17 protein-coding genes are annotated in these 16426 nt (G+C 65.0%); 6 read left to right on the forward strand and 11 right to left on the reverse strand.

Going from position 1 to position 16426, the window contains the following annotated elements; genetic code table 11:
• Positions 1 to 13: 13 nt before the first annotated feature.
• The 6 genes from F561_RS0118660 to F561_RS0118685 form a co-directional block, all read right to left on the reverse strand.
• Entirely contained in the window at positions 14 to 610 is a 597-nt protein-coding gene (locus tag F561_RS0118660) for a YdeI/OmpD-associated family protein (RefSeq protein WP_019011490.1), read from the reverse strand.
• A gap of 36 nt (positions 611 to 646) precedes the next feature.
• On the reverse strand, positions 647 to 1564 hold the full coding sequence (locus F561_RS0118665) for an SDR family oxidoreductase (RefSeq protein ID WP_019011491.1): 918 nt from the start codon (positions 1562 to 1564) through the stop codon (positions 647 to 649).
• Between the two features lie 606 nt (positions 1565 to 2170).
• On the reverse strand, positions 2171 to 3172 hold the full coding sequence (locus tag F561_RS0118670; RefSeq protein WP_019011492.1) for a 3-oxoacyl-[acyl-carrier-protein] synthase III C-terminal domain-containing protein: 1002 nt from the start codon (positions 3170 to 3172) through the stop codon (positions 2171 to 2173).
• Complete coding sequence (locus tag F561_RS0118675) at positions 3169 to 4530, reverse strand: F390 synthetase-related protein (protein WP_019011493.1); 1362 nt, start codon at positions 4528 to 4530, stop codon at positions 3169 to 3171. The genes F561_RS0118670 and F561_RS0118675 overlap by 4 nt, the downstream gene beginning before the upstream one ends.
• Positions 4527 to 5450: an MBL fold metallo-hydrolase gene (locus tag F561_RS25990; RefSeq protein WP_019011494.1), complete on the reverse strand. Its 924-nt coding sequence runs from the start codon at positions 5448 to 5450 to the stop codon at positions 4527 to 4529. Before F561_RS25990 ends, F561_RS0118675 begins: the two co-directional genes overlap by 4 nt.
• On the reverse strand, positions 5443 to 6423 hold the full coding sequence (locus F561_RS0118685) for an NAD-dependent epimerase/dehydratase family protein (RefSeq protein WP_019011495.1): 981 nt from the start codon (positions 6421 to 6423) through the stop codon (positions 5443 to 5445). Before F561_RS0118685 ends, F561_RS25990 begins: the two co-directional genes overlap by 8 nt.
• Before the next feature lie 97 nt (positions 6424 to 6520).
• Between F561_RS0118685 and F561_RS0118690 the strand changes: the two genes are divergently transcribed.
• From F561_RS0118690 to F561_RS0118700, 3 genes are all read left to right on the forward strand, one after another.
• Positions 6521 to 6976 carry a (4Fe-4S)-binding protein gene (locus tag F561_RS0118690; protein WP_019011496.1) on the forward strand — a complete coding sequence of 152 codons (456 nt, stop codon included), beginning with the start codon at positions 6521 to 6523 and terminating at the stop codon, positions 6974 to 6976.
• A 53-nt stretch (positions 6977 to 7029) separates the two neighbouring features.
• Positions 7030 to 8343 carry a thymidine phosphorylase gene (locus F561_RS0118695; RefSeq protein WP_019011497.1) on the forward strand — a complete coding sequence of 438 codons (1314 nt, stop codon included), beginning with the start codon at positions 7030 to 7032 and terminating at the stop codon, positions 8341 to 8343.
• A gap of 76 nt (positions 8344 to 8419) precedes the next feature.
• Positions 8420 to 8899: a hypothetical protein gene (locus F561_RS0118700; protein WP_019011498.1), complete on the forward strand. Its 480-nt coding sequence runs from the start codon at positions 8420 to 8422 to the stop codon at positions 8897 to 8899.
• Positions 8900 to 9046: 147 nt separating this feature from the next.
• Here F561_RS0118700 and F561_RS0118705 read toward each other — a convergent pair whose 3' ends face one another.
• Positions 9047 to 9604, reverse strand: a complete 558-nt coding sequence (locus F561_RS0118705; RefSeq protein WP_019011499.1) for a CAP domain-containing protein — start codon at positions 9602 to 9604, stop codon at positions 9047 to 9049.
• Positions 9605 to 9800: 196 nt separating this feature from the next.
• Between F561_RS0118705 and F561_RS0118710 the strand changes: the two genes are divergently transcribed.
• Complete coding sequence (locus F561_RS0118710) at positions 9801 to 10637, forward strand: enoyl-CoA hydratase/isomerase family protein (protein ID WP_019011500.1); 837 nt, start codon at positions 9801 to 9803, stop codon at positions 10635 to 10637.
• Positions 10638 to 10907: 270 nt separating this feature from the next.
• On the opposite strand, the gene F561_RS0118715 is transcribed toward F561_RS0118710, so the two are convergent.
• Complete coding sequence (locus F561_RS0118715; protein ID WP_040381222.1) at positions 10908 to 11921, reverse strand: Gfo/Idh/MocA family protein; 1014 nt, start codon at positions 11919 to 11921, stop codon at positions 10908 to 10910.
• A 104-nt stretch (positions 11922 to 12025) separates the two neighbouring features.
• Positions 12026 to 13129 (reverse strand): methyltransferase domain-containing protein, encoded by a 1104-nt coding sequence (locus F561_RS0118720; RefSeq protein ID WP_019011502.1) that lies wholly within the window; start codon positions 13127 to 13129, stop codon positions 12026 to 12028.
• Positions 13130 to 13217: 88 nt separating this feature from the next.
• On the opposite strand from F561_RS0118720, the gene F561_RS0118725 reads away from it, so the two are divergent.
• Positions 13218 to 13709 (forward strand): riboflavin biosynthesis intermediates N-glycosidase, encoded by a 492-nt coding sequence (locus F561_RS0118725; protein ID WP_019011503.1) that lies wholly within the window; start codon positions 13218 to 13220, stop codon positions 13707 to 13709.
• A gap of 118 nt (positions 13710 to 13827) precedes the next feature.
• Here F561_RS0118725 and F561_RS0118730 read toward each other — a convergent pair whose 3' ends face one another.
• The gene (locus F561_RS0118730) at positions 13828 to 15495 is read right to left on the reverse strand and encodes a long-chain fatty acid--CoA ligase (RefSeq protein ID WP_019011504.1); all 1668 of its coding nucleotides are present in this window, start codon (positions 15493 to 15495) and stop codon (positions 13828 to 13830) included.
• A gap of 252 nt (positions 15496 to 15747) precedes the next feature.
• Positions 15748 to 16170, reverse strand: coding sequence for a Holliday junction resolvase RuvX (ruvX, locus tag F561_RS0118735; RefSeq protein ID WP_019011505.1), 423 nt, complete (start codon positions 16168 to 16170; stop codon positions 15748 to 15750).
• A gap of 101 nt (positions 16171 to 16271) precedes the next feature.
• Between ruvX and F561_RS30555 the strand changes: the two genes are divergently transcribed.
• The coding region (locus F561_RS30555; protein WP_425386927.1) for an IS630 transposase-related protein at positions 16272 to 16426 on the forward strand (155 nt) is incomplete at its 3' end.

A 16426-nucleotide genomic window follows, 5' to 3' on the forward strand; every position in this document is an offset into this window, starting at 1 on the left:
GATTGTGGAAAGGTTAACGCCCCTGTTTCCAAGTGTTGGCCCGAAGGCCCTGCGCGGTCTGTTCCGCCGTTTCGGTGAGGCGTCTGGAGCGAGTCGCGGCGGTTTTGGCCTGCGCGATCCACTGCAACAGGGCTTTTTTGGCGCTGGCCGGAAAAGCGTTCCACTGCTCCCATGCGCCGGAAACGCCGTTCAGGGCGGCCTTCAGGTCCTCCGGCACTTCGAGGGCTTCTGAGCTGTCCAGCAACGTCCACGAGCCGTCAGCTTTGGCCGCGTCTATCCGGGCCTGCCCCGCCGCCGTCATCTGGCCTGCCGCCACCAGCCTCTCTATGTGGCCCTTGTTGACGGCGCTCCAGCCGCTGCCCGCCTTGCGGGGCGCAAAGTACAACGCCGAACGCGTGTCGTCCATCTTGCGGGGTTTGCTATCGATCCAGCCGTAACAGAGGGCTTCCTGCACCGCCTCGGCCCAGCTCAGGTTGGGCACCGGTGCGGCCTTTTTGCGAAGAACCAGCCACACGCCCCGCGCCGAAGCGTGGTTCTGGGCCAGCCACGCCCGCCACTCGGCGCGGGTCTCCGGCTCGAACTGTTCGGGCGGGGGCAGGTCTGGGGGCATGAACTCAGGATGACATGAGACTGGGAGGGCACACGCTCAAAGCCTCGGCTTCACCTGCTCCCGGTACCAGTTGCCCCAGTGCGGTTTTCTGCCGTCTATATCGGCCAATCCGTATTCGTCCATCAGAGTCCACGAGGCCAGGGCCGCCCCATCAAATCGGCGTCTGGTGGGGTCGGCAGCCAGCGCCGCGATGCCCCGGCCCACCAGATGCGGCGTTTCGGACTCGGCAAAGTCGGGTTCCTGCTTCACGGCTTCCCGCCAGGTGTCTTCCGTCACGCCAAAGTGGGCCAGCATTTCCTCACTTCGCAGAAATCCGGGCGTGACGCTGAGGCTGGTGATGGCGCGGGGGTCGTCTTTCAGCTCGCTGGCCCAGTTCTGAGCCAGACGCATCACGCCCGTTTTGGCGAGGTCGTAAAAGAAATTGCCCCGGTAATACCAGCCGTCGCCATCAGTAATTTCGGCCACCAATCCACCCGCCCGCAGGAGTGGCAAGCCCGCGTGGGCCGTCAGAATATGCGTCCAGATGGCCCGTTCCAGCATCTGGCGGCCCCGGTGCAGGTCCTGTTCCCAGAACTTTTTGCCCCACTCCATCAGTGATTCACCGCCCCAGATGTCGTTGATCAGGATGTCGAAGCCGCCGTACTCTTCCCATGCCCACTCCATCAGGGTCGCCACCTGTGCTTCGTCGGAATGGTCGCAACGCCGCGCCACGCCCACGCCGCCCGCTGCCGTGACCAGTTCGGCGGTGTCTTCGATGGTTTCGGGTCGGCCCAGATCGCTGGGGCCTGTGCCGTCTAAGTCTGGGCCGTCTGCACTGGGGCGGGTGCTGCGGCCCGTGCAGATCACGGTGGCCCCCAGTGCGCCCAGTTCGGTGGCGATACCGCGCCCAGCGCCGCGTGTGGCTCCGGCAACAAGGGCAACTTTTCCGGTCAGGGGAAGGGATGGAGTGGGCATGGGAAGAGTACAACCCTCGGTGAGTGGTCAGTGGTGAGTGGGAAGTGGGAACAGCGTGGTGGAGGTGAATTCTAGGCGGTGTGGTGGTCTGTCATACAGGAGAAAAATGAGTCGGTGAGCTTCCCCGCTGTAACCTATTGCAACACTTTGAATGCTTGGTGGCCTAACCCCCCCCGTTGCTGACGCAACGCCCCCCCTTAAAGGGGAGGACCAAAGCTGGTGCGCTCCCCTTTAAGGGGGCTGGCTGCGAAGTAGACGGGGGGGTCATGCCTCTGCCAGAACGGTGCTCAGCCCAACAGGGATCAATAAACGCTCCTCTACAGTGCAGTTCTACGAGTCCCACAAGGGCCGAGGGCCACACCCCCCAAACCGTTCCCGCCCAAGTGCGTGTGAGGCCGTCGTCCACGCAGTGGGCGGGCCAATTCCAACATCAAGACGACTGGCGATTCAGCTTCAAACGGACGATCTGGCCGAGTCAAAACGCGACAAGATCACTCCTGCCGAGCGCAGCGCTTCGCTCCCCTGACCCCTTTGGGGGCGGGGGCTGGGGGGTGGGGGAAAACCGTAGCAGCAGGGAAGGAATACAGAAATGAAACCTCTTCAAGCTCAGAGTTCCAGAATCAGCCCGCCCGCCGTCAGGCCCGCCCCGGTGCCCACCATCAACACGGTGTCGCCCTCCCCAGCCCGCCCGGTACTCAGCGCCTGATGCAGCGTGAGGGGCAGGCTCGCGGCGATCACGTTGCCCAGCGTAGGCAGGGTCACTTCTACCCGGTCTTCGGGCCAACCGTAGCGGCGCAGCAGATCCAGCCCCACCTTGCTGGCCTGATGCGGCACCACGCGGGAAATGCCCGCCAAACCGGTGCTGAGGCCCGGGCGCAGGCGCTCCAGAAAGGCGGGAACAACGCGGCTGGCGAGTTTCAGCACGCCGAGGCCCTGCATATCGAACAGGTATTCCTGCGGCTGCACGGCGGCGTTGCGGGGATGGCGCAGGGTGCCGCCGCCCTGAATGCGGGTGTGATCCGCGCCCTCGGGATAGGTTTCGATGCGGGCCGCGTGAAGGCCCTGACCGGGGCGCACCGCCCGCCCCAGCACCACCGCCGCCGCGCCGTCACCGATCAGGAGGGCACTTTCGGGCTGGGCCATGTTCAGGCCCACGCTGCCGCCCTCGGTACTGACGATCAGCACCCGCGCCGCCTGCCCCGAACCGATCAGGAGGGCCGCGTGTTGCAGCGCCAGCAAAAAGCTCAGGCAGGTGCCGTGAATGCTGTAGGCCGCCCGCCCACTGAGGCCCAGTTCGCGGGCCAGCAGCGCCCCACCGTCGGGAATCGGCTGGGCCTGAGAACCGCTGGCATTCAGCAGCACGTCCACATCTTCAAGGGCCAGATTCGCCGCCGCCAGTGCATTCCGGGCCGCCTGTGCCCCCAGCGTCAGCGCCGTTTCTGATCCAGACAGCCAGCGGCGTTCGCGGACCCCGGTGCGGGCCTCGGCAGCCTCGGCAGTCAGGCCACACAGCGCGGCAACCTCGGCGGTGGGCACCACGCGGCTGGGCAACGCCTGCCCCGTGCCCAGAATGCGAATCGGAAGAACGGCGGCAATCGGAATAGTCATGAATTGACCTCGGCAATGGGAGAAGATCCTGCCTCACGGCGGCGCAGCACCCGGCGGCGTTTGGTTCCGGGCGGTGCGGGTAACAGCGGGCCAAAAGTCAGGTGGACGCGCCCAGCATCGGCCCCAGCGCGGGTCAGGGCAGCGGCGACCTCGGCGGCGGCGTGGGCGCGAACCTCGGGCGAATCGGGGTCAAGCAGCAGCCGGAGCGTGTGCGGGGCCGTCTGTTCGGCGCGGTATTCCCGCAACCCCGGCACCCGGTTCAGGGCCGCCCGCACAAAGTCGGGCCAGACCGTGACCAGTGACCCGGAGGGACTGGCAAAAGCCAGCGCGTCGTCCTGCCTTCCCTCTATGCGAATGACGCGCCGCGCCGCACTGCCGCAGGGGCAAGCCGCACCGTCCAGATGCAAAATATCGTCGAGTCGGTGCCGAATCATGGGCTGAACCCGGCGGCGTAAATCGGTGATGATGGGCCGCCAACGCCCGTCTCCCAGCGCCTCCAGATCAAAGTGAACGTGGGCTTCGTTGAGGTGCAGATGCCCGTGTGAGCAGGGCAACGCCAACAGCCCCTCGGTGGCCTGATAGACCTGCACCACCGGGCCAAATCCGGCCTCCAGAGCGGCGCGGTCATCGGGTTCCAGCACCTCGGCCACGCACACCACGCGCTCTGGGCGGGCCACGGCTCCGGCCTCCAGCAGCGCCCGCAGCACGCTGGGCGGCCCCACCAGCAGGGTCGGGTCGGCGGCGCTCAGGGCGGCGGCCAGTTCGGGCACGGGGCGCAGCAGATCCAGAAAAGTAAAACTGATCCGGCGACTCTGCACGCTGCGGTAAAGCCCTCCCTCGGCCCGCAGGAGGAAGGCCACCCTTTGGGGGCGCAGCAGACTGCGGAAAAAAGGCGGCGGGAGCAGATGCCGCAGCACCACGCCCGCCCAGCGCTGGCGCTCGGTGGTACCCACCAGAAACGCGCCCTGTGTGCCGCTGGTGCCGCTGGACAGGCCCACGGTCAGGGGTTGCCCCGCAAAGGCGGAGGGGGCCGCGCCGCGCAACTGGCCGGAAAAATCGCGCTGGTCTTCGGCAGAGCGGGCCAGTGCCAGCACCTCGGCCAGTTTCAGTCCGGCGGTATTCAGGTGGTCGAACTGCGCCATCATCTCGGCTTTGCCCGTGGGCGGCAGGCTGTGCCACTGGCTCAGGCCGAGGCCCGCAGCACGGAACCGGGCCGCCACGGCGGGACTGTACGCGGCCACCCAGCGCAGTTGCTCCCGCGCCAGCCGCTGCTGATGCCGTTCCAGCGCCGCCCGCGTGCGGAAATGCAGACGGCCTTCCGCGAGGGCGTACCAGACGGCAGCGAGGGCATCGTTCATGGCTGGGCCAAACGGCTTTCGGGGAGGTCGTGGCTCACGATCACGCGGGCGCGGGGATGGCGGGCCAGCCAGTCCTGCAACTGCTGGCGGCTGCGGCGCTCCTGCTCCACATCAAAAAAGGCGATGCGGGCCAGTGGATGCACCTCACCGTCCTGTTCGCCTTCGGCCCCTTCTCCTCTGGGCAAACGCAACGCACGCACATTCCACGCGGCGTCGGTTGCCAGCAGCGTCCATTCGGAGCCGTCCTCACCCGCCGCCGCCTCGCGCACGATCAGGGCGATCATGCCGGGGGCGTGACCGGGCACGCGCACCGCCCACACGCTTTCATCGGCAAAAATGTCGGCGGCCTCGGCAAAGGGGGCCAGCCACGCGGGGGCCGGGGCAAAATGCAGCGCGTTCGTGCGGGCCTCGAAATCGGGCGGCAACAGCTCGGGCAGGAAGGCCCGCCGCACCGCCCGCAGTCCCTTCAGGCCGCGCAGGGGCGGATAGGCCGCGCCGTCCAGCACGAACCGCGCCCCCGGAAACGCCCGCAGATCGCCCACATGATCGGCGTGCAGATGAGACACGATCACTGTTTTGATGCTCCGAACATCCAGCCGCATCCGGGCCAGTTGCGCCGCCGCCGTGCCTCCCGCCGCCAACCGAACCGGGGTAATCAGGCCGTACAGCACACCGGGCCAGCGCCGCATCAGCCGGGGCACCTGTGGGCCGTAGCCGGTGTCCAGCAGCACGGGGCCAGAAGGGTGCAGCAGCAGCGCGAATCCCGCCGGGTACGCCTGCACCCGCCACGCCGCCCCCCGTTGCGTCAGGGCGGCCAGATTCAGGCATTCGCCCGCCGCGAGGGGAACGACCCGAACGGTGACTGGACTGAAGGGGAGGGGGCTGGATGGGATTGGGTTGGAGGAAACAGGCTCAGGCATGGGCTACGGCTCCTATCGCTTCCTCTAACCCCTGATCGGGATGTACCACGGGCGCGTACCCCAGGCGCTGGCGGGCGCGGGTCAGGTCGAGGGTCATGCCCCGCGTCAGCAGGCGCACACCGCTGGCTGTGAGGGGCGGTTCCGGGCGGCGGGGGTGCAGCGCGTACACGCCCTCCAGCACGCGGGCCACCGCCTCCAGCACGCGGGGGTTGGCCTGCCGGGTGGGGCGCGGCACGGCCAACGCATCGGCCAGGCGGTCCAGGGTGGCCCAGATAGGAATGGTGACGCCATCGGTGATGTTGAAGAGGCCCGGAGCAGGCCGCAGCAGGGCCAATCTCACCGCCTCAGACACGTTCCGAACGTGCGTCAGTTCGGTGTGAACCTCTCCCCTGCCGTCCAGCCGGGGCAGGCGACCCGCCCGCAACGCCAGCGCCAGCCGGGGCAAAATGCTGGTGTCGCCGGGGCCGTAGATACCGCGTGGACGCAGCAGAGTCGCTTCGGGATACGCGGCCTGCACTTCCAGTTCGGCCAGATATTTGCTGCGGGCATATAAAGAGTCGAAGTGTGGAGACTGGGGTGGGCCAAGCGGGGTACTTTCCGGGATGTTGTGCGTGAGGCCGGTGGCGTTGTATACGCTGGGCGTGCTGATGTGCACCAGCCGCACGCCCGCCCCGGCACAGGCCCGCGCCACTGCCGCGCTGACCTCCACATTGTCGGCATAAAAGTCGGCCCAGCGGCCCCACAGCGTCGAGCGGGCCGCCGAATGCACCACGGCGTCGGCCCCGGCGATCAGCCCGGTCAGCCCTGCGGCGTCCCGCAACTCCAGCGCCGCGAAACGCACGCCAGCTTCTCCAAGGGCCGAACCCCGCACGGCGTCCCGCCCCACGCCCACCACCTCATGACCGGACGCGGCCAGCTCGCGGGCGACCACACCACCCAAAAAGCCTGTTGCCCCCGTGACCAATACCCGCATAGGTGCAGGGTAGCTCAACTGGGGTGCAGCGCTCGGAGATGGGGACGCGGATCAGTGAGCGGCCTGTTGGTCAAACTCCCGTTTGTTAAACTGAAGCATGACCCGACCCGCCGACGCCACCACCAGCGGCAGGGCGTACACCGCCCCCGGCATCACCGTGTATTACGACGCCGTGCGCTGCCGCCATGTCGCCAACTGCGTGCGTGGACTGCCGCAGGTGTTCGATCCGCAGGCCCGCCCCTGGATTCAGCCTGCCCACGCCGAGGCCGAAGCGGTGGCCGCTGTGGTCAGAACCTGCCCCACCGGAGCGCTGCATTACGTGCTGGAGGCTGGCCCCGCCGAGACGCCCGACCCAACCACCACCATTTCTCCGTTGCCGGACGGCCCCCTGATCGTGCGCGGCGACCTGACCCTGATCACCCCTCAAGGCCTCGTGCGGGAAGTTCGCGCCGCCCTGTGCCGTTGCGGTGGCAGCAGCCACAAACCGTATTGCGACGGTACACACGACAAAATCGGCTGGAAGAGTGACGTTCAGCCCAGCAGTGAAAGCTGAAGTAAGCCCAAAGATTCACGGCCCCGGCCCCGCCGCGCCCCGTACACTGCCGTATGACCGCAACTCCGAAACTGCATATTCCTGACCTGATCCAGAAAAAACGCGACGGTCAAGAGCACTCCCGCACAGAACTGGAAGCGATGGTGCTGGGCTACACACGGGGCGACGTGCCTGATTATCAGGTGGCGGCGTGGCTGATGGCGGTGTACCTGAAGGGCATGACCCCACAGGAAACCGCCGACCTGACCCTGGTGATGGCGGCCAGCGGCGACCAGATGGAACTGGGCGACCTGCCGAACACCGTAGACAAGCACTCCACGGGCGGCGTGGGCGACAAGACCAGCCTGATCCTGACGCCGATGCTGGCCGCGCTGGGCCTCACAGTGGCCAAGATGAGCGGGCGCGGACTGGCCCACACGGGCGGCACCATAGACAAACTGGAAAGCATTCCGGGCTGGACTTCGGAACTGGATGAAGCCCACTTTCTGACGCAGGCTCGTACGATTGGACTGGCCTTGGTGGGCCAGAGCAAAGACCTCGCCCCCGCTGACGGCAAGCTGTACGCCCTGCGCGACGTGACTGCCACCGTGGACTGCCTGCCCCTGATCGCCAGTTCGATCATGAGCAAAAAGCTGGCCTCGGGCGCACATACGGTGGTGCTGGACGTGAAGGTAGGCGCGGGCGCATTTATGAAAACGCTGGCCGATGGACGCGGGCTGGCGCGGGCGATGGTGGACATCGGCAACCGGGCCGGGCGGCAGGTGCGGGCCGTACTGACCGACATGGACGCGCCGCTGGGATTCATGGCGGGCAACAGTCTGGAAGTGCTGGAAGCGCTGGACACCCTGCGCGGTCACGGCCCCCACGACCTGACCGAACTGTGCGTATCGCTGGCGGTGGAGGCATTGGCGGCGCAGGGCGAAGACGAGCAGCAGGCCGAGGCCCGCGCCCGCGCCACCCTGCAAGACGGCTCCGCGCTCGCCAAATTCCGGGCCTTTATCGGGGGACAGGGCGGCGACCCCACCTACGTGGACGATCCCCAAAAGTTTGATGTGGCCCCCGGCAGAGAGGACATTCTGGCGACCAGCAGCGGCTTTGTGGGCAGCATCGACGCCCTGAGCGTAGGCCGCGCCGTGCTGGTGCTGGGCGGCGGGCGTGAGCGCAAAGGTGAGGCCATCGATCACGGCGTGGGCGTGGAGTTGCTGAAGAAACCCGGCGACGCGGTACAGGCCGGAGAGGCAGTGCTGCGCCTGTATCACCGGGATGGACGGGGGCTGGAGGTGGCCCGCACATTGCTGACCGCCGGACTAACCTTGCAGGCCGCCGCACCCGCACCCGAAGACCTGATCCTTGACCGCGTGAACTGATCTCCGTTTTTAACGTGAACTTTATCGCAATCCTCCCCCGGCCTCTTCTGCTGGCCGGGGTGTTACCTTGCTTGATATGCGTACCATTGTCCTGATTGTCATTGTGGTGGTGTTGATGCTGTTCGGCATCCTCAATATCAATGCTCTGACCTTTCCCCACACCCTCAGCCTGGGCTTCGTGACCTATACGGGCGTGCCACTGGGATTGATTTTGCTGCTGCTGGGGCTGGTGCTTGCCCTGGTGTTCTATTTCTGGGCAGGCGTGACCGGGCTGCGGGCACAGGCCGACAGCGCCAAATTGCTGCGCGATATGGAAGGCCTGCGTGTCAGCCTCGACAGTCAGGAAGGCAGCCGCTTCGCGCAGTTGCAGACGCACCTCGATCAGCGCCTCTCCCTGCTGGAGACGCAGGTGCAGGCTCCCAAAGCGCTGGGACTGGGGAAAGAACTCAGCCCTTCCGATCTGGCGGCCACCAACGCCCGAATCGACGCTCTGCAACGCGACCTGAATCTGCAACTGGCACAACTCGACGATTACCTGAAACGCAAACTGGGCTGAGCAGCAGGAAAAACAAAGGCAGGACGGGCTTCCACTCTCTGGCCCGTCCTGCCTGTTTGTGGCGCAGCTACTTGGAGATGATGCCGCCTATGTCCAGCACCCAGGCCACCACATTTCCATTTTGACTGCGGGCCGCGCTGCCGTCTGTCAGAACATCGAAGAGGGCCGCACACTGGTTTTCCAGGCCGCAATCACTTCGGCGCTCTGATCTATGTTCAGCGCCAGCGATTCTTCAAAAATCACCAGCTTCTGTGAGGGCGGCGCAGGGGTATAGCCTGCCGCGACCATCCGGCTGGCAGGCGTGCTTTCCCCTGCACCGATATGATCGATCAGGTTCTTGGAGGCCATGTAGGCCGCATGCCCACTGGCAGCAGCATGCAGATGCCCTTCAAAAATGAAGGGAGCGCGGGCCGGAAACGTGACCGTGCCCCCCGAAGCAGCCGGGCAGACGCCTCCGCGTGCGCGTTCGGCATTGATGGCTGCCAGCATCTGGGCTTCGGCAGCCGATTGGGGCGCAGAGGCGAGGGGCACCCGTACAGGAACAAAGTTATCGGAGTAATAGCTGAAATTCTTTCCGTTATCCGGATCGGTCACGTTGACCTGCACACCGGGCGGCGGCGGGGGCGGTAGGTCGCTGGGGCAGGCAGTCAGAATAGCGCAGAGGGCGGCCAAAGCAACAGACAGGCGAAGAAATGCAGTCGGCATGATGGAATCTCCAGAATGAGAATGAATTGTCAATTGGATCTGAAACGCCTTTATGGTAACGGCTGTGCCCGATCTTTCTGACTCAATGTCTTGTACACCCGATCAGGGGGATCAAGTCTTGCCGGGAACCTGTACCTGTGTTGCGGGTGTCTTTCTATCTGCCCCAGCCTCACCTGATCTGTATTAGCCTCAGCGCATGACTCTTCATTCTCCCAGTGCTGCTCAGCTCACTGTCCCTGGCGCGTATCCCGGCCTGCACCTGCAACTGCATGAGGGCGGCATTCTGGAAGTGGTGCTGCAAAACGACCGCACCCTGAACAGCGTGAACGCCGCCGCCCACCGCGCCCTCACGGTGGTCTGGCGCGATATAGACGCCGCCGAGGGTGTGCGCTGCGTGCTGATCCGGGGCGAGGGACGCGGCTTTTCTTCGGGGGGCGATTTTGAACTGATCGAAGAAATGGCCTCCGACTTCACGGCGCTGGCCCGCGTCTGGCGAGAAGCCCGCGACCTCGTATACAACGTGATCAACTGCGGAAAACCTGTGGTCAGCGCCATTCACGGCCCCTGCGTGGGCGCTGGGCTGGCTGTGGCCCTGCTGGCCGACGTGAGTGTGGCCGCCAAAACAGCGAGGCTGCTGGACGGCCATGTGCGCCTGGGTGTGGCGGCAGGCGACCACGCGGCGATCATCTGGCCGCTGCTGTGCGGGCTGAACAAAGCCAAATACCACCTGATGACCGGAGAACCCGTCTCGGGCGAGGAAGCCGAGCGCATCGGGCTGGTCAGCCTGTGCGTACCCGACGACGAACTGCTGGACCGCGCCTGGAAGGTGGCCCGCCAGTTGGCGGCAGGCAGTCCCACCGCCGTACGCTGGACCAAATACGCCCTGAACAACTGGCTCCGTGCCGCAGGCCCGACCTTCGACGCCAGCCTCGCGCTGGAGTTCCTGGGTTTTACTGGCCCCGACGTGCGCGAGGGCCTCGCCAGCCTCCGCGAAAAGCGGGAGCCGAAATTTGCAGAAGACGCGCCAATTTAGAGCAGTTGACCACAGGAGGCCGTCATGGGCACAACTGCTCTGCTGGACCGTAGCGTGAATATGAATAATTGAGCTGATAGACGGCCTAAAGAACCCGCCCAGGTCTGTGTGATACGGCGTGAAAGTGACTTTGGGAAACTGGGGGGTTCGCCCCTTACAGGTGACCTCTGCCCCCAAATCGTCCCTCTACCTCGTGGAAGAGCAGACGACCAGCAGGTACGGACTCTCTTTCATGCCGTATCAGACGCCCAATCTTGGCCTCTCTTCAGCTCAGGAAGCCCCGATCTCCACCCTTCCTCCCGTGCGGGCCGAGGCGAAGAGGGCGTCCAGCACGCGGGCATGGGCCACAGCGTCGCTGGGCGGATAGAGGGCCGCTTCCTGCCCCAATGCCACCCGCTGGAAATGGGCGACCATGCCCGCGTAGGCATTGAATGGCCCAAAGGTTTCCTGCCGTGACCCGGCGGCATTGGTGATGGTGAATGCACCGGGATGATCGGTGTTGCTGTGGAATACCCCCGACATCTCCAACGTGCCCCGCGTGCCGATCACGGTGAGCCGCTGGGTGGCCGTGTCTCCCCAATCGAAGGCACAGTCGATGCTTGCCAGAGCCTGCGGGTAATCCAGAACGGCGCTCAGGCCCACATCGACGCCCGACGCGGCCCCGCCTTCTGTCCAGCGGGCGCGGGCGCTCACGGCCTGGGGTTCGCCCAGCAGCAGACGCATCAGGTTGACCGTGTAGGTGCCCACGTCAAACAGTGCGCCGCCGCCCTTGCTGGCCTCCCAGCGGAAGTCGTCGGGGTTGGTCAGGGGAAAACCGAACGCGCCCCGGTAAGACCGGATCTCGCCCAGTTCTCCGCCGCGCACCAACTCCACGATGCGCTCTACATGCGGCTGAAAGCGGTAAGCGAAGGCTTCCAGCAGTACCCGGCCCGCTGCCTGCGCCTCGCGTTCCAGTTCGGCGGCCTCCTGCGCGTTCAGGGTAAACGGCTTTTCGGTCAGGGCATGCTTTCCAGCCCGCAGGGTGTCGCGGGTCAGGGGCAGGTGCAGGTCGTTGGGCAGCGGGTTGTAGATGGCGTCCACATCGGAGGCGATGGCCTCGGCATAGCTGCCCACCACCGGAATGTTCCACTCGGCGGCAAAAGCCCGCGCCCGCTCGGAGTTCGGCTCGCGCACGCCCAGAAAGGTCACTTCTCCGCCCGCTGCCCGAATGGCCGGAATCAGTGCCCGCGCAATCCGCGCCGCGCCCAAGATGCCCCAGCGTAAGCCCGCCCCAGTAGATGTCATGCCCCTAGAGTAAAGGAGCGTGGATTGTAGAACGTGGATTGTGGTTTAGCTTTTCCCACGGTCTATGCTCCACACTCGCTCTTTTCCTACCCCCCACACCCTCTTTACCGTTTGCTCAGCAGATACGCCTTGGGATGATGCCCCCCGCTGTAGGCCTGAAACAGTTCTCGGGCGTACCACTCGGTACTGTCTTCGAGTAAGCCCTGAAACAGTTTGATTTCGTGCGTGATCACAGCAAGGCGTCCCTGGCGGCTCAGCAGGCGGTACATCTCCTTCAGGAAGGCCGGATAGAGCACCTCGTTACCGCCGTGCGTGCCGATGGCGTCGCCCCACGGCAGGTCGGCCAGAATCAGGTCGAAGGAACGGTCTGGCAGGCCCGTGCTGAGGGCGTCCACGCAGGCCACCTCTATTTCACGCTTGGCAGCCTTGAGGTTGCGCTGGGCACATTCCACAGCGGCGGGGTCGATGTCTACGCCCACCATCGCCGCCGCTGGCCCCATCAGGGCGCGTTCGATCAGCAGGGTTCCGCTGCCGCTCATGGGGTTAAAAATCCGGTCTTCGTCGCGCTGTCCGGCCAGTTTCAGAAGGGCGTAGGCCAGCGTTGCATTCAGGCCGCCGTTCATGTTGCATACACGCCACGCCCGCGCCGACAGGGGCCGGGGCGTCATGCGGGCCAGCACTTCCCAGCCTTCGCCATGTTCTTCGGGCCGGAACCTCAGCAGCAATTCGCCTTCCTCGGCGTGGTGCGGCAGGTCGATCAGTCCTTCGAGTTCGGAGGCAAGGCGCTGCATCACGCTGGATTCCTTGCCCGCCGCGCCCAGCCGGAAGGATTTATGACCGCCCACCCGCGCCACTTCTGCCACAAAGGTCGCCAACTCGCTGAGCTGCTGGTTGCCCAGAAACCCGCGTGGGCGCGGCACATCCCAGGCCTTGACGCGGTACACGGCCACCACCGATTTCAGGCGGTTCAGGCGCTCCATATCGCCGGGATACCAGAAACGCAGTCCCCGAATATCGCGGGCCAACGGCACATCGGCCAGTTCGTTTTCAGCGATGGCCTCCAGCCCCGGCAACACGTCCAGCACGTATTCGTGCGCGGGCTGCCGCTCCCGGAAATCGCCTTTGGGTTTGCTGGCCTTGCGCTTGAAGGGCGAATTGGGATCAGAGCGACCATTGGGGCGGAAAGGGGTTCGGGAGGGGCGCGGCATAGCAGAGCAGTATAGCCCGCCGGGATGCTGGGGCGGCTTAGGCCACAGTACCGATGCGGGAGGGCATGGCGCGTGACAGGCTGTCTCCATGACTGCTCCCGTGTACTTTTACCGCACTGCACATCCCTTTTCCAACTTTCATCCCAGCGTGTTCAGCGCCGATGGCCTGACCTACCACACCGCCGAACAGTACCTGATGGCCCGCAAAGCCGAATGTTTTGGCGACAAGGTGCGCCTGGACGCGATTCTGGCCGCGCCCACGCCCGAAGAGTGCAAACGCCTGGGCCGTCTGGTCACGCCCTACGACAACGCGGTCTGGGAAGAAAAGCGCTTTGAGGTGGCGCTGGACATGCTGCGGCTGAAATTCGGCCAGAATGCCAAACTCCGCGCCGTGCTGCTCGAAACTGGCGACGCGCCGCTGGTGGAAGCCTCGCCGTCAGACCGCATCTGGGGCATCGGCTACCGCGAAGCAGACGCCGAAGCCAACCGCGCCCGCTGGGGCCAGAATCTGCTGGGGCTGGCGCTGGAGCAGGTGCGGGGGGAATTGCAGGAGGCCGAAACGTTGGCGGCGCAGTCGTAGGGGGCACAGTGAACAGAACCGCGCCCCAGTCGGATTGACCTGAGGCGCGGCGGATGGCAGAAAATAGAAAAGAGTCGGCGTTTAGAGTTTCTGGCTCAGAACTGCTGGCCTCAATCCCTCAGTTCCCCGGCTTGAAATCCTTGTACTGCTCGCGCATTTCGCGTTTCAGGAATTTGCCGGTGGCCCCAATCGGAATGCTTTCGGCAGTGATGGTGGCGTCAGGCAGCCAGAACTTGGCAAACTTGGGCGCGATAAAGTCGATGATTTCTTCGTGGGTGACGCTTTTTCCGGGCTGAGTCACGACCACGGCCAGCGGGCGTTCATCCCATTTGGGATCGTCCATGGCAATCACGGCGCACTGGGCCACGGCGGGGTGGGCCATGATCGCGTTTTCCAGATCCACGGAGCTGATCCACTCGCCGCCCGACTTGATCAGGTCTTTGGAGCGGTCCTGAATGTGCATGTAGCCGCGTGAATCCAGCGTGGCAATATCGCCCGTATCGAACCACAGGTTGCCGTCCAGCTCAAAGAAATTGCTCTGGCCCTCGCCCTTGAAGTAGGAATTGGCGATCCACGGCCCACGGGCGATCAGGCGGCCCATCGTTTTGCCGTCGTGGGGCAAGCGCTCGCCCTCTTCCGACAGCAGATCCAGCCAGACCAGTGGCACGGCGCGGCCCTGCTTGGCCCGCAGCGCAAAGCCCTCGTCGCTGGTGGGGTCTACCCCGGCAGGAACGCCGCTGGCCGTGCCCAGTGGGTGGGTTTCGGTCATGCCCCACGCGTGCAGCATGGTCAGGTGGTGGCGATCCGAGAAGGCCCGCAGCAGGCTTTCGGGCGCGGCGCTGCCCCCCACGATCAGGCGCTCCAGCGCGTGCAGGTCGTAGGGCTGGCCCTCAGCTCTGGCCCGGTCCAGTTCTCCCAGCAGGCCCATCCAGATGGTCGGCACGCCCGCTGTGATGGTCACGGCCTCGTTTTGCAGCAGGCCGGCCAGGGTGCGGCCATCGCTGAAGGCCCCCGCAAACACCTGTTTTGCGCCGTACATGGCACAGGTGTAGGGCAGGCCCCACGCATTCACATGGAACATCGGCACAATCGGCATCACGCTGTCGGCTTCGCCCACGTTCAGGCCGTCTTTGGGGGCACTGACCAGCGAGTGCAGCACCGTGGAGCGGTGGGTATACAGCACGCCTTTGGGGTTTCCGGTGGTGCCGCTGGTGTAGCACATGGCCGCCGCATCGGTTTCGGCAATCTGTGGGTAGCGGGCCAGAGGTTCCTGAGCCATCACAAAGGTGTCGTAGTCGGACACGCCGGGAAGTGGGATGGGCGCGGGCGTTGGCCCCAGCACGTAAATCTGCTCCAGCAGCGGGCAGGCGGCCTTCAGTGCCGGAATCATGGCTGCAAAAATGTTCTCGATCAGCAGCACGCGGTCTTCGGCATGGTTCAGAATCCAGGCGATCTGCTCGGGATGCAGGCGAATATTCACCGTATGCACCACCAATCCGGCGCTGGGCACGCCCAGATAGGCTTCCAGGTGCCGGAAGGAATTGACGGCCAGCGTCGCCACCCGGTCTCCGGGCTTCAGACCGAGGCCCAGCAGACCTGCACCCAGACGCAGCGCACGGTCAGCCACCGCGCCGTAAGTGGTGCTGTGACGGTGGGGAATCGGCTGTCCAGCTTCGTCGCGGCCAGCCACCAGCAGACTGACGACCTCGCGGGCGGCGTAGGTGGTGCGTGCCCGTTCCAGAATGAAGGGGACAGTCAGCGGTACATCCATCATATTGCCTTGCATGGGTGGCCTCCGGGGCAGGTGGCCGCGCTGCACACAGCAGGCAGGCCAAAGAGGGGTGCAAAAGAATGAAAGAACGACAGGTTCGCTCTGGGCTCCATTCTTGGGGAACAACTGCGTATGAAGGCATTCTAGCGGGAAACCGGGAAATTGAACCGGGTTCAGAGTGACAGGCAGCCGAATCGGGGCCAAAATCCAGAACGCCCGCAGGAACACCCCGCACCCAGCGCCGGAATTCAGAGGTTGATCCGAAGGTCAGTCGTCGAACTCGGCCTCGGCGGGCGCGTTGTGCTGAATGCCCATCAGATACAGTTCCAGAATCTGCACGGCGGCGGCCTCGTCTTCATCGGCTGCGCCCAGCGCCCGCGCCCGCTGCGTGGTAAAGCGCTCATCCTGATAGGCCACCGTGTAACCCTGCTCCTGCAAAATTCGCCCAAAGGCCCGCACCCGGTCCAGCGCAGCATTGTGCCCCCCATCGGCGTCCAGCGGCAGCCCCAGCAACAGCAGCCCCGCCCCCGATTCCTTGACGCGCAGGCGCACCGCTTTCAGGTCGAGGGGTAGGCGTTTGCGGTCTATGCTGCCGCGCCCGAAAGCCAACCCCCCGGCACTGACCGCAAAGCCGATGCGCCGCTTGCTGACATCAAGTGCGAGAACGGTGGATGGGGCAGGTTGGGTCATGGGGGGAGGATAGGCGAAAAAGGGGAAGTGGTGAGTGGGAAAAGCGCAGGTGGGAACGGGCGTCAGAATTTTAGCTTTAGAGCATTTGTCATAATGATGACATGAAACGAGTGGGAGGCCGAGGGTACAGTCTGGATTTGCGTGAACGGGTGGTGGCTGCGATCGAAGGCGGACAGCCCCGTCAAGTCGTCGCCCGGTTGTATCGGATTCACATTGAAACCGTTGATGCCTACCTCGCAAAGCAGCGTCTCGGGAC

It is taken from the genome of Deinococcus aquatilis DSM 23025 (assembly GCF_000378445.1).
Lineage (GTDB): Bacteria > Deinococcota > Deinococci > Deinococcales > Deinococcaceae > Deinococcus > Deinococcus aquatilis.